Raw genomic sequence first — 12,941 nt, forward strand, 5'->3', positions numbered from 1 at the left:
TGCCTGGACTCGCACGTGACACGAACGACCCGGCGGCATCGACACTGCCCACTGCAGCCTCACCTTCATCGATGTCCAGTCAACGCCAGGACCCCACGCCAGGCAAGGAATCAGCTCGCCGCGCCGCTCGAAGTACACAGATGTCAATAAAATCGAAAGCACGCCAGGGCCGGGAGCCCGAGACTTGGCAAGGGCGCAGCCACATTGCCGGCGACCTGACTGTATGCCTGTCACAGCAGTCCACAACCGCCTCGGCGACCGAAGCAGGAGCTCGGCATCACTGAGTAAAGGTCAGGCCACTTCCGGAGGCGGGTGACCAGGCGGACATTCTGAGGATCACCGGCCGGCGGGCAGATCCGATGGGCGGGCGAGGTGGTAGCCCTGGCCGTACCCGATACCGATCTCTGTCAGCCGCTCCAGCTCGCCCGCCGTTTCGATGCCCTCGGCGATCAGGTCGGCGCCGATCTGGCCGGCGAAGTCGTTGAGGCAGCGGGCCAGCGCCGTCTTGACCACGTCCGTGTCGATGTCCCGGACCAGGCTGATGTCGAGTTTGATCAGGTCGGGCCGCAGCCTCAAGATGTGCTGGAGGCTGGCGAAACCGGCGCCGGCGTCGTCGACGCTCAGCCGGATGCCGGCCTGCCGCAGGGCGCCGAGCGCCTCGCTCAGCGCGTCGTAATCGCTCACCGGGGCGTGCTCGGTGATCTCCAGATGCAGGTGCGGGCCGGCGTGCGCCAGCAGCATGTCCAGCACCTCGGCGTCGAGCAGGGCCTCGGCGGACAGGTTGACGGCCAGCCAGCCGCCGGCCGGCAGCAACGGCAGGCGTTCCAGTGCCCGGCGCAGCGTGAGCAGTTCGAGCGACACCCCGAGGCCGCACAGTGCGGCCGCGGCGAACGCCCGGTCCGGGCCGGTGAACAGGCCTGGTTCGAACCGGGCCAGCGCCTCGTGACCGACGGTTGCCCGGTCGCTGAGCCGCACGATCGGCTGGAACACCATGCGTACGGCCTGGTTGTCCAGCACTGCCTGCACCGCGGCGCGGGCGGTCGCGGCGCTGTGCCGTTGCGCCGCGAGGGGGCCGCTCATGTGTTCGCTGATCAGGTCGGCGATCAGGCTCAGGTAGCGGACGCTGCGCTGGTCGAGCGACGGGTCGGGATGCCGGCTGGCGCAGCACAGCATGCCGGCCACGGCGCCGTCCGCGGATCGCCACGGCACCCCGGCGTACGAGCCGAGGCGCAGGTCGGTGGTGACGTCCAGGTCGCGGGTGACGGGGTGGCGGCGGACGTCGTGGACGATGTCGGGCAGTGTCCCGGCCAGCACCCGGGCGCACACCGAGCCCAGCAGGTCGGCGCCCTCCCCCACCGGGATGTTCATCTCCTGGACCGCGCCGGTGGCTGCCCAGATCGTCAGCTCGTCGGCGCCGAAGGAGGACACCCAGGCGGTTTCCACGCCCAGGTGGGTGCGCACCTTGTCGAGCAACCGTTCGACCTCGGTCCGGCCGGAGTCACCGAGTTTCCACACCGCTGTCTCGGCTACGTGCATGACATTCTCCTTGGCCGAAGGACGAACCCCACTGTCGGCCCGCCGTGCGCCGGCCTGAGCAGAATCGATCAGCGGCGGCCGGTGGCCAGGGCGACGAGGAACTGGCCGCCACCCGCGTCGACGCTCGCGGTCACCGGCAGGCCGGGCGCCAGCCGGGCGAACCGGTCGACCAGCCAGTCCGCGGCCTCCTGGGCGTCCTTGCGGCTCGGGCACCGGGCGACCAGTTCCCGGCCGCCCTTGCGCTCGAGGCGTTCGGCGACGGTGATCAGCGGCGCCGGCTCCACCACGCGCAGCCGGTCCGGCCAGGCGATGACCACTTTGACCGCGCCCTTGCGGGAGTTGCAGGCCCGATGCGCGAGCCGCTCGGCGACCTTGGCCTTCTTGTCGGCGGTGCGGCTGTCGACGCTGGGGCCGCGCGGGTCGTTCACCGATTTGTCGGCGTCGACCGGCTCGTCGCACACCCAGCATCGCCAGCCGTCGCGCTCGGCCACGTCATCAAGAAGACTCATCGGAGCAAAATACCGCGTTCAGGTCGCGGCCCAGACGGCGCGCAGGCGGTCCGCCTCGGCGGCGGCCTGCGCGCGGCCGGCTTCGGCGGCCGGACGGCGCCGGGCCGGGTCGAGCACGTTGGCGCCGATGGCGGCCCGGGCGGGCGCGTCCGGCGACACCACCGCCCCGCGCACGTCCGGTCCGAGTGCCTGGATCTGCGCCCGCGGGTTGCCGGACCCGCGGACCGACCGGGTCGTCGGCGCCAGCACGACCACCTGCCGGCTGCCGGCGGCCAGGTCGGCATTGGCCACCGTGCGGACCCCGCCGTCGATGTACCGCTTCCCGTCGATCGTCACCGGCGGCCACACCAGCGGCACCGCGCAGCTGGCGGCGACGGCGTCGATCAGCGACACACCACTGCCGGCGTCGAAGATCCGTACCTCCCCGGTCTCCGCCTCGACCGCGGTGATGCGCAGGTGGGCCGCCGAGGGCCAGCCGCCGTCGCCGACGCGCCGGGCGATGACCGCGCGGCGTTCCGCCTCCGGGACCGTGCGGGTGCGCAGGGCACGCCGGCCGAGCCAGGCGCGACCGCGCGCCGGGTCACCCGGCCAGAGCCCGGCGATCAGAAAACCCAGCAGGACGCCGGGACCCAGACGGGCGGCCTTCTCCCCGCCGGCGTCGGCGATCTGCGCCGCATAAAGCTCACCGAGGGGTACGCCGGAAAGCACCTGGGCGGCCACCGAGGATCCCGCGGACGTCCCGACGAACAGGCCGGCATCGGTGAGATCGACACCGTGTTCGGCCAGTCCGTGCAACAGTCCGATCTCCCAGGCCACACCGGTGACGCCGCCACCGCCGAGCACGAGTGCCTTGCCGTCCACGCCCATCCCCTGATCCAAGCATCTCGGCGGGTTGATCTCCACGCCGGAAAGTCGGACCCATCCGCGGGCGGCCGGACGCCGAATAGCCTGGCGACACCGCATCAAAGATCGGAGTGCCATGGCAGAGCGCGGCAGACCGGACCATCTGACGCCGGTCGGGCCCGGGCCGGAACCGGCGGTGGACGCCACGGCGTTGCTCAAGTCGGTGGCCCGCGGCGACGAGAACGCTTTCGGCAAGCTCTACGACCTGGTCGCGCCGCGCGTCTACGGCCTGATCCGCCGGGTGCTGCGCGACCCGGCGCAGGCCGAGGAGGTGGCCCAGGAGGTGCTGGTCGAGGTGTGGCGCACCGCCGCCCGGTTCGATCCGGCCCGCGGGTCGGCGACCGGGTGGGTCTTCACGATCGCGCACCGCCGGGCCGTCGACCGGGTCCGTGCCGAGCAGGCGTCCGCCGACCGGACCGCCCGGGTCGGCGCCGCCTCGGTCGACACGCCGTTCGACTCGGTGGCCGACGAGGTCGCGATCCGTCTGGAACGTCAGCAGGTGCGGCGCTGCCTGGACGATCTCACCGAGATGCAGCGGCAGGCGGTCACCCTCGCGTACTACCAGGGCCATACCTACCCCCAGGTCTCGGAGCTGCTCAACGTCCCGCTGCCGACGATCAAGTCGCGGATGCGGGACGGGTTGATCAGACTCCGCGACTGCCTCTCCGCGGGGGTGGCGGCATGACCTCCGAGATCCATTCGCTGGCCGGGGCGTACGCGCTGGACGCCCTCGACGACATCGAACGGGCCGCGTTCGACAGGCATCTGCGCGACTGCGACGCCTGCCGGGCCGAGGCCGACGAGCTGCGGGAGGCGGCGGCCCGGCTGGCCGACGGCGCCTGGTCGGTGCCCCCGCCGCGGCTGCGCGACGCCGTTCTCGCGGAGGTCGCGAACACCCGGCAGCTGCCGCCGCCAGGTCCCGCCAAGGTCACTGTGAGCGGTCCGGCGCGGCCGTCGCGCCGCCTCCGGCTGGCTGCCGCGGCCGCCGTCGTGGTGGCGGCCACCGGCGCGGGCACGGCCGTCTACGTTCTTCAGGATCAGCGGGTACGCGACGCGCAGTCGATCGCCGCGCAGGCGCGTGCCGACGAGGCCCGGGTCCGGTCGATCCTCGCCGCCCCCGACGTGGTGCTCCGCGAGCAGCCGCTGGCGAGCGGCGGCCAGGTGACGGTGGCGTCGTCGCGGCTCTCCGGCGCCGGAGTGATCATGCTGGGTGCCGACAGTCCGCCCGTTCCCGGCCGGGTCCTCCAGCTGTGGACCATCCGCGGCACCACCCCGGCGTCGGCCGGCGCGCTGCGCGAGGGCGAATCGGCGGCGGTGCGCATCGTGGAGGGCCTGCCCGGCGCCTCGGCGGTGGGCGTGACCGTGGAGAACGCCCCGAGCGCGACCACACCCAGCCAGCCGTTGGAGGCGCTCGTCGCATTGACCTGATCCCGCACCCATCCGTGGCGCCCCCGGCGCCGAATCCCCACGGGACAACAGATCGGGGGCCCACGTGATAGGTGGCCGGTACCGGCTCGTCGAGCTGATCGGCGAGGGCGGAATGGGGCGGGTCTGGCTTGCCCGCGACGAGTTGCTGCAGCGTACGGTCGCGGTGAAAGAGATCTCCATGCAGTCCGCCGCGCTCGCCGCGCAGGCCGTCCGGGAGGCCCGGGCCGCGGCCCGTCTCGACCATCCGGGCGTGGTGAAGGTCTTCGACGTGATCCAGCATGACGAGCAGTCGTGGATCGTGATGGAGTATGTGCCGTCACGCTCGCTGCACCTGGCCGTCCTCGACGACGGCCCGATGCCGCACCGCGAGGTGGCCCGGATCGGGCTGCGCGTGCTGGCCGCGCTGCGGGCGGCCCACGCCGCCGGGGTGCTGCACCGCGACGTGAAACCGGACAACGTGCTGCTCGCGCTGGACGGCCGGGTGGTGCTGACCGATTTCGGGCTGGCCACGATCGGTCTCGCGGTGACCGAGCGGGACGGCGGGCCCGATCCCCGGCTGGGTTCGCCGCACTACGTCGCGCCGGAACGGCTGCTGTCGGGGGGCAGCGGGGTGGCGGCTGACCTGTGGTCGCTCGGAGCCACGCTGTACGCCGCCACGGAGGGACGGGCGCCGTTCAAACGCTCCGACCCGGAGGCGTCGTTGCAGGCGCTGCTCACCGAGGATCCGGACCCGCCGAGCCGGGGCGGGCCGCTGCCGGCACTGCTGCTGGAGCTGTTGTCCAAGGACCCGGCGAACCGGCCGTCGTCCGCCGAGGTGGAGACACGGCTGCGGGCGATCGTGCAGGACGGCGCGGTGCGGGGCCGGGTTCCGGTCGCGGCTCGCCGGCCGCTGCTGACCCGGTCCCGGGTGCTGCTGGCCGCCACCGCCCTGCTGGTGCCGGTCACCGGCGGGGCGGCCCTTGCCGCGGCCGACCGCGTCACCGGACGGGACGCGCCGGTCGTCGTCGTGCCCAGCGCCGCCGTCAGCCCCGGCGCGAGTCCCGTCGTCACCTCTGCGCTGGCCGGGCCGCCTCTCGCGGCGTGCGGCCCGGACAGCTCGCCGGTCACCGCCGCGACCGCGCGGGTGCCCACCGGGCTGCCCCGGAACTGGATCTGGTTCCGCGATCCGGCCGGGTTCGCGCTCGCCCTGCCGGCCGGCTGGCGCCGGGCGGCCGCCGGCAACGACGTCTGCTTCACCGACGCGGACGGGCGGTGGGCGTTCACCGTCGACGTCTCCGCGGTGGTGACCCGGCAGCCGCTGGCCTACTGGCAGGGCCGGGAGAAGGCCTCGGTGTCCCGCGGCGACCTGCCCGGATATCGCCGGATCAGCATGGGTGTGCTGCTGCTGAGACGCGGCGGCGCCGACTGGGAGTACACCTGGCGGCCGGACTCGGACACCACCCTGCGGGAGCGGCGCGTGCTGCTCGCCGTCTCCGACAGCCGGTCCTATCTGCTGCGGTTCGCCTGCGCCGACGGGGACTGGGACCGGACCGCGCGGCTGCGCCGGCAACTGGTCGATCTCTTCGGATCGCAGAGATGACCAATCCGGCCGGCACCGCGCTCCGAATCCCTCTCATGAACAGACTGCTGGTGATCCCGGCCGCCGCGGCCCTGCTGCTGGCCACCCCGGTGGCCGCCTCCGCTGCCCCGTCCGGTTCCGAGACCGTGCACGTCAAGCTGCTCGAACTGAACAACTCCGGCGCGACCGGCACCGCCACCCTGACCGCCCTGGGCAACGGCGACCTGAAGGTGAGCATCAAGGCCGCCGGCCTGGTCCCCGGCTTGCCGCACGCCCAGCACCTGCACGGCTCCACCGACGGCATGGACTTCCACTGCCCGAGCATGTCCGCGGACGCGGACGGCGACGGCTATCTGACCACCGAGGAGGGCATGCCCGACTACGGCGACATCTTCGTCTCGCTGACCACCGCCGGCGACGTCGCCAAGGCCAGCGGCCTCGCCGTCGACCGGATGCCCGCAGCCGACGCGAAAGGCAACCTGTCGTACGAGCGCACCATCGCCGGCGGCGACCTCCCGCCCGGGACCGTCGAGCACCTCAAGGACCTGCACGTCGTGCAGCACGGCATCGACGCCAACGACAACGGCAAGTACGACCTGGAAGCTCTCGGCGAGTCCACCCTCGCCAAGGCCGGCGGCCTGAGCGGCATCCCGCAGGAGGCCACCAACCCGGCGACCTGCGGCATGGTCTCCGGCGCCGCCGCGGGCTCGGTCCCGGTCGGCGGTGTGGCCACCGGCGACGGCAGCGCGCGGTCCACCCCCGCGGCAGCGTGGTACGGGTACGGCGGCCTCGGTGCTCTGGCCGTACTCGCCGCTGCGATCTTCGCTCGTCGTCGCGCCTACGTCCTGCCGCGATGAACCGTCGTCTCACCCCGGCAGTCGCCGTGACCCTGGTCCTGACCGGGGTCACGGCGTGCGGCGCCCCGGCCACCTCGTCCTCGTCGTCGGCGTCGTCGCCCGCGTCCTCAGCGGCCACGTCGACGGCGGCCTCCCCGGCCGGTGCCCTCACCCGGGGTGACCTCCTGCCGGCCTCGCCACCCACCCGGGTGGAGATCCCCGCCCTGACCGTCACCGCGCCGATCGTCGACCTCGGTCTGCAGTCCGACGGCAGCATGGCGGTGCCCACCGACGCCCGCACCGTGGGCTGGTACACCGAGGCGCCGCCGCCCGGATCGCTGGGCCCCGCGGTGCTGGCCGGCCACGTCGACTATCACGGCGCCGAGGGCACCTTCGCCCGCATCTCGACGTTGCGCGCCGGGGACGACATCCGGGTCACCCGCCGGGACGGCATCACCGCGGTCTTCGCCGTCACCGAGGTCCGGCAGTACGCCAAGGACGCGTTCCCGTCGGACGCCGTCTACGGCGCGGTCGACCACGCCGGGCTGCGCCTGATCACCTGCGGCGGTGACTTCGACAGCCGGACCCGCCACTACGTCGACAACATCGTGGTGTTCGCCGCCCTGCGGTCAGCCGGCACCGCGCGCTGACATCCGGCGGACCGCCTCGATGATCAATTCAGGTGCGGTGCCGATGTTGAGGCGGGCGTGCCCGGCGCCCCCGGTGCCGAACGTCGGCCCGGAACTCAACGCGACCCGGCCCTCATCCAGGAAGACCTGGGCCGGGTCGTCCCCGAGCCCGAGGGCGCGGCAGTCCAGCCAGGCCAGATAGGTACCCTCGCCGGGCCGGTAGCGGACCTCCGGCAGGTGCTCCGCCAGCTGTTCGGTCAGCAGCCGCCGGTTGTCGTCCAGGCCGGCCAGCAGGGCGTCGAGCCAGTCCCCGCCGTCACGCAGCGCCACGGTGTGCGCGAGGACGCCGAGATGGCTGGGACTCTCGTTGATCCAGAAGGGGATACGGGCGAGGTCGCCCACCGCGCCCGGCCCGGCGACCGCGATCGCCGCCTTGACCCCGGCGAGGTTCCACGCCTTGGAGGCCGACAGCACCGCGAAGCCGCTCTCCGCGCCCGGCACGCTGAGATAGGGCACGAAAGTGGCGCCCGGCAGCACCAGCGGAGCGTGGATCTCGTCGGCCACCACCCGGACACCGTGGCGGTCGGCCAGCTCCGCGGCCTGAGCGAGTTCAGCGGCGGTGTGCACCGTGCCGGTCGGGTTGTGCGGGCTGCACAGCAGGTACGCCGGCCGCGGTCCCCGCCGCGCGGCCCGCTCGAACGCCTCATCGAGGACCTCGAAGTCGATCCGGCCGTCCCCACCCAGCGGCGCCTCCTCGACCGGCCGCCCGGTGTGCTCCACGCAGAAGTAGAACGGCGGATAGACCGGGCTGTTGACCACCACGGCGCCGGAGCGCCCGCAGATCACGTCGAGCACCTCGAGGATGCCGCCCATCACGTCCGGAACCATCGTGGTCCGCTCCACGGCAAGGCCGTCCCAGCCCCACCGCTTCCCGGCGAACCCCGCGAACGCCTCCGCATAGCCGGTTCCGGCCGGATAACCGGTGTCGCCGCGCCGCACCGCGTCGACGATCGCCTCCTGAACCGGCTCCGCCAGCGGCACGTCCATCTCGGCCACGAACATCGGCAGGACGTCGTCCGGGTATTGCCGCCACTTCTCACTGGTCCGCCGGCGCAGCTCCGCCAGGGACATCCGGCGCAGCGGGTTCGTCTCGGTCACCGCTCCAGCCTAGGCAGATCACCGGCCGCCGCTTGCCAGGCGGCCGGTGTCGGCCGGCGTCGCAACAGGAAGCCTTCCACGGCGGCCACGAACACGGCCGGGTCGTCCACCCAGGGGAAGTGCCCGACACGCTCCAGTTCCACCACCTCGGTGTGGGGCATGGTGGCGGCCAGCTCGCGGACGGACCGGCAGGTCGGCCAGATGTCGTACTCACCGGCGACCAGCAGCACCGGCACGTCGAGCGCCGCGAGCCGCCCGGGTGTCGCCGGGTCCGGTTCGAAGCCGGCGTAGAACCCGTCCGTGGCCGGCCGGGCGAACTGGGCGGGCTCGGCGGCTGCCTGCGCCTGGGCCGCGGCGTGCCAGCACCCGTACAGCAGGGGTGCCGCCAGCCGACGGTACTGCTCCGACTCCTCCGGCGACGCGGCCTCGGCGTGCAGCGCGGTGACCGCGTCGGCGTACCACGGTTCGTGAGCCCTGCGGGCCAGCACCTCGCCCACGCCAAGATCCGACGGGATGCCGGCCACCCGCAGGGACGGAGCCACCAGCACGAGGTGGTCGAGGCGATGCGGATGGTCGACCGCGTACAGCATGCAGGTCCCGCCGCTGGCCGAGTGTCCGAGCAGGTCGATGCGGTCGAGCTGAAGATGGACACGCAGCGCCTCGACGTCTTCGACGAGCCGGTCGACCCGGTACGTGCCGGGATCCTCGGGAACCGGCGACGCGCCCGTACCCCGGTTGTCCAGCAGGATCAACGTCCGATGCTCGCTGAGACCACCCAGCTCGCCGAGGTACGCGACGGCCTGACCCGGGCCACCGGGAACACACACCAGCGGCGGTCCGGAACCAACCAGGTCGTACGCCAGATCCGTGCCGTCCCAGGAGCGGAAGCGCTGCATGCGGCCCGAGTCTGCCACGGACCCGCCGTCGATGGAGAATGCCGCGATGCGTCCCGTGCCGCCCCGTGCCCTTCCGCTGCCGGCTCTCGGCGCGCTGCTCGCCCTGGCCACGTCGGCGTTCTGCTACGTCGCGACCGAGACCCTGCCGATCGGCCTGCTCTCCCTCATCTCCGACGACCTCGACGTGTCGCTCGCGGCCACCGGTCTGCTGGTCACCGGCTACGCGGTCACCGTCGCGGTGGTCACCTTCCCGTTGACGTACGCCACCCGGCGCATCCCGCGACGACAGCTGATGGCCACGCTCCTGGCGATCCTCGTCGTGGCCACGCTCACCTCCGCGGCCGCCGGCGACTACCGCGTCCTGCTGGCCACCAGGGTCGTGGTCGCCCTGACCCAGGCGCTGTTCTGGGCCGTTGTGAGCCCGATCGTCGCAGCCATGTTCGATGTCCGGATCCGCGGCCGGGTCGGCTCGGTGGTTTTCGCCGGCGCCTCGCTGGGCCCGATGCTCGGGGTTCCCGCGGGCACCTGGATCGGTCAGCACCTCGGCTGGCGTGCGGCGTTCCTCGCGCTGGCCGGCATGGCGCTGGCCGCCTTCGCCGCCCTTCTCCTACTCATGCCGGACGTGGTCGTCGACGAGACCCACGCCGCCACCGGGACCAGCCCGGACGCCCGCCGCTACGCGATCGTGGTGATCGCCACGGCGCTGTCGGTTGCGGGCCTGTACACGTCCTTCACCTACACCGAGGTGTTCCTGACCGAGGTGGCCGGCTTCACCGCCGCCGCCCTCGGGCCGCTGCTGCTGTTACGCGGCGTGGTCGATTTCGCCGGCATCGCGGCCGGCGGCGTCGGCACCGACCGGTGGCAGCGCGGCACGCTGATCGGCTCGCTCGTGATCCTGATGGTCGCCCTGCTCGGCATGTACGCCGCCGCCGACTCGAAGCCCGCGACAGCGGTCCTGCTGGCCGCCACCGGCTTCGGGATCGGCGCCCTGACCCCGGCCCTGCAGAACCGGGTGATGGAGGTGGCGCCGGGCCGAACCGACATGGCGTCGGCGGGCAACTCGGTCGCCTTCAACGTGGGCATCGCGGCGGGTTCGCTGCTCGGGGCGGGCGTGCTCGCCGACGCCGGCGCCCGCACGACCGCGCTGATCGGCGGCCTGCTGGTGGTCGCAGCCGTGGCGGTGCTGCTGGCCGAGCCACTGATCGCCGGCCGCCTCAGGAACGGTGCCGGCTCGCTCAAGTATGGCGCCGACCCGCCGGGGAGCGGCACGCATGAGGAACGCCGAGGCCGAGGCAGCCCGCCGAACGCGTAACTGCTGTCACCGCCTCCTGCCGCGCCGCCCTCTCGTCCTGTTAGGCCTCGGTTTGGAAGCACGAACAACCGGCTGAGGCGCCTTGCGCGCTTCCATGCTCGAACCAGCGGTGTCCACGTTTTTCTGAGTCCTGGGGCCGGACTGTGAGAGATCTTCAGATAGTTGCCGTGGCAACACCACCGAAAAGAAGACGGCCAGCGCAAAGGTGATAATAAAGATGCCGGATATGACAACTATAGCGCCACCAAACTTCGCGGGCGAGGTTTTCAGATCTACCGAGTCATCACCCATAGTGGTAATGGTTGACATTACATAATAGAGCGAATCGCTCAATCTGCGCAGCTCGCCCAGGGCGCCGCCGTCCTCGCCGATCCCATTGAAACCGCCGAAGTGACGCTGAATCGTTGATACCGAGACCACTAAGCTTAGAATAACGAAACTCACCAGGATGCCGAATACCGACAACTCGTTGAGGACGGATCCATTGTCGCGGCGCGCGACCACTGATTCATTCGAGACGACCGACGGGGCTTCGCCAGCTCCCCCCGTCTCGCCGTGCCGAAATTCTGTCATGAAGTACGACCTAGCATAGCGCCCGACAGTGAGATACCATGCGATGGCTTCACAAAGAAGCCCTATATTGTAGATGATTACCCACTCAGCGAGCACTACAACTATCAAGCCCAGCGGAAATCCCATACGTGGGACGAAGGCGTTCACGAGGACCAAAAATGCTACCGAAAGAAGGATGAACCCGGCTCCGCTGATGAATATCTTACTTGCTACCTTCAGGACCAGCCTGGCTGCCCTTCGCGCCAGCCCATCATCGCTTCTAGCCGTATAAACCTTGCGAATTTTATACCACTTCGCCCCAAAAGGGAAGAAGTCGGCCTTGTTCCTCTTGAACAAGGCCGCAAGTTCGAAGATGTCAGCAGGTTGATCTAAACGGTAATCGGCTTCGTAGCGCGATGCATGCTTCGATGCCCAGCCAACCGCGTTCACCAAGGCGACGGACTTGACCAACGCCAGCAGCATGACCAGCGTCGCCCCGACAAGTAGATGCACCCGGCCATTCTGCAAGATTCATCGATGCATGACAAGGCCCTCCAGCGAACGGCCGAGTTGATTGCAACCGCCGGATAAACCTGTACTATTTGAGGCCTGCCATATTCTCACCTAACCCTGGAGTGAAGTGCTCGCATTGGTGATTACAGCCAAAGACGAGGAGGACACAGTCGGACGCGTGGTGGAAGCGTTCGGCACTGAAGCAGATCGCCTCGGGGTCAAACTTCGCATAATCGTCGTGGACGATAGCTCCCGTGACAGAACCCGAGCCCGCGCTGTGGCCGCCGGCGCATCTGAGGTACGCCGCTCCAGCGTTGGCGGCCTGGCTCAGTCATTTCAATTCGGAGTTAATTCAGCACTACAGGCTGGTGCGCGATGGGTGGTGCACACCGACGCCGATGGTCAATATCGGGCCGAAGACCTGAAGAAGCTTCTTGAACCACTCTACAGCGGAGCCGATCTCGTGATCGGCAATAGACTGTGGCAGCGGCCCCCGCACATGCCGGAAGGTAGATATGCGGCCAACCGAATACTTTCCAGATGTATCTCCGGAATTTCTGGCCTCCCGCTGTCGGACACTCAGAGCGGATACCGCGCCTTCACCGCGGACTTGGCGTCGCGTTGCCTTATCGAAGCCAAGTACACCTACACCCAGGCGCAGATCATATTAGCAGGGCGCCAAGGGATGTCCGTGCTGGAGGTGCCCATTCACTTCGATGAACGGAAATTCGGTGCCAGTCGTTTGATAAGATCTTCGCTGGACTACGGGATTCGAGCGGGGCTCGATATCACATCCGCGATTCTGAGTGGAGCTCGGAGCCACGGCCCCAATGAGCAGGAACGCGCGGAGAGTGAGCGCATGTCGCGCCGCCAGTTGAGTCACGTCCACCCGCTCGGAAGGTAGTTCACAGCTCCCGTGGTTTGCGGCGTAGACCATGATGACCTCGATCGGACAGCGCTTGTCACGGATCGCTCTCCGGATGTTCGGAGAAATACAACTGACATGACCGGCCCCCGTGCCGACAACAGTCCCGGCCGCGCGGCTGAAGCCCGCGCGTTGCGCGCCGTCCCCAACCGCAGGCAGCGATGCCGAAGCAGTAGATAAAAGGCA

At 70.4% G+C, this 12,941-nt stretch carries 13 protein-coding genes; 7 read left to right on the forward strand and 6 right to left on the reverse strand.

Annotated features, from left to right (window positions below):
* Window positions 1-336: 336 nt before the first annotated feature.
* The 3 genes from AC0NH5_RS13900 to AC0NH5_RS13910 form a co-directional block, all read right to left on the reverse strand.
* The gene (locus AC0NH5_RS13900; RefSeq protein ID WP_474403503.1) at window positions 337-1,536 is read right to left on the reverse strand and encodes an EAL domain-containing protein; all 1,200 of its coding nucleotides are present in this window, start codon (window positions 1,534-1,536) and stop codon (window positions 337-339) included.
* 68 nt (window positions 1,537-1,604) lie between these two features.
* Window positions 1,605-2,045, reverse strand: coding sequence for a hypothetical protein (locus AC0NH5_RS13905; protein ID WP_474403505.1), 441 nt, complete (start codon window positions 2,043-2,045; stop codon window positions 1,605-1,607).
* Between the two features lie 18 nt (window positions 2,046-2,063).
* Window positions 2,064-2,912, reverse strand: coding sequence for a patatin-like phospholipase family protein (locus AC0NH5_RS13910; protein WP_474403507.1), 849 nt, complete (start codon window positions 2,910-2,912; stop codon window positions 2,064-2,066).
* Window positions 2,913-3,024: 112 nt separating this feature from the next.
* On the opposite strand from AC0NH5_RS13910, the gene AC0NH5_RS13915 reads away from it, so the two are divergent.
* The 5 genes from AC0NH5_RS13915 to AC0NH5_RS13935 all read left to right on the forward strand — a co-directional run bounded on the left by AC0NH5_RS13915 (window position 3,025) and on the right by AC0NH5_RS13935 (window position 7,420).
* On the forward strand, window positions 3,025-3,633 hold the full coding sequence (locus AC0NH5_RS13915; RefSeq protein WP_474403509.1) for a sigma-70 family RNA polymerase sigma factor: 609 nt from the start codon (window positions 3,025-3,027) through the stop codon (window positions 3,631-3,633).
* A complete protein-coding gene (locus AC0NH5_RS13920; RefSeq protein WP_474403511.1) occupies window positions 3,630-4,376 on the forward strand; it encodes an anti-sigma factor in 747 nt (248 codons plus the stop codon). The genes AC0NH5_RS13915 and AC0NH5_RS13920 overlap by 4 nt, the downstream gene beginning before the upstream one ends.
* A 64-nt stretch (window positions 4,377-4,440) precedes the next feature.
* The gene (locus AC0NH5_RS13925; RefSeq protein ID WP_474403513.1) at window positions 4,441-5,955 is read left to right on the forward strand and encodes a serine/threonine-protein kinase; all 1,515 of its coding nucleotides are present in this window, start codon (window positions 4,441-4,443) and stop codon (window positions 5,953-5,955) included.
* Window positions 5,956-5,990: 35 nt separating this feature from the next.
* Window positions 5,991-6,791 (forward strand): hypothetical protein, encoded by an 801-nt coding sequence (locus tag AC0NH5_RS13930; RefSeq protein ID WP_474403515.1) that lies wholly within the window; start codon window positions 5,991-5,993, stop codon window positions 6,789-6,791.
* Window positions 6,788-7,420, forward strand: a complete 633-nt coding sequence (locus tag AC0NH5_RS13935; RefSeq protein ID WP_474403517.1) for a class F sortase — start codon at window positions 6,788-6,790, stop codon at window positions 7,418-7,420. The genes AC0NH5_RS13930 and AC0NH5_RS13935 overlap by 4 nt, the downstream gene beginning before the upstream one ends.
* On the opposite strand, the gene AC0NH5_RS13940 is transcribed toward AC0NH5_RS13935, so the two are convergent.
* Complete coding sequence (locus AC0NH5_RS13940; protein WP_474403780.1) at window positions 7,400-8,530, reverse strand: MalY/PatB family protein; 1,131 nt, start codon at window positions 8,528-8,530, stop codon at window positions 7,400-7,402. The genes AC0NH5_RS13935 and AC0NH5_RS13940 overlap by 21 nt on opposite strands.
* 23 nt (window positions 8,531-8,553) lie before the next feature.
* A complete protein-coding gene (locus AC0NH5_RS13945; protein WP_474403519.1) occupies window positions 8,554-9,453 on the reverse strand; it encodes an alpha/beta fold hydrolase in 900 nt (299 codons plus the stop codon).
* A 46-nt stretch (window positions 9,454-9,499) separates the two neighbouring features.
* Here AC0NH5_RS13945 and AC0NH5_RS13950 point away from each other — a divergent pair, with 46 nt between their 5' ends.
* Window positions 9,500-10,765, forward strand: a complete 1,266-nt coding sequence (locus tag AC0NH5_RS13950; RefSeq protein ID WP_474403522.1) for an MFS transporter — start codon at window positions 9,500-9,502, stop codon at window positions 10,763-10,765.
* Window positions 10,766-10,771: 6 nt separating this feature from the next.
* On the opposite strand, the gene AC0NH5_RS13955 is transcribed toward AC0NH5_RS13950, so the two are convergent.
* Entirely contained in the window at window positions 10,772-11,830 is a 1,059-nt protein-coding gene (locus AC0NH5_RS13955) for a hypothetical protein (protein WP_474403524.1), read from the reverse strand.
* 127 nt (window positions 11,831-11,957) lie between these two features.
* On the opposite strand from AC0NH5_RS13955, the gene AC0NH5_RS13960 reads away from it, so the two are divergent.
* Window positions 11,958-12,734 carry a glycosyltransferase family 2 protein gene (locus AC0NH5_RS13960; RefSeq protein WP_474403526.1) on the forward strand — a complete coding sequence of 259 codons (777 nt, stop codon included), beginning with the start codon at window positions 11,958-11,960 and terminating at the stop codon, window positions 12,732-12,734.
* Window positions 12,735-12,941 lie beyond the last annotated feature (207 nt).

The sequence above is a fragment of the Actinoplanes sp. 13 genome, assembly GCF_056134165.1.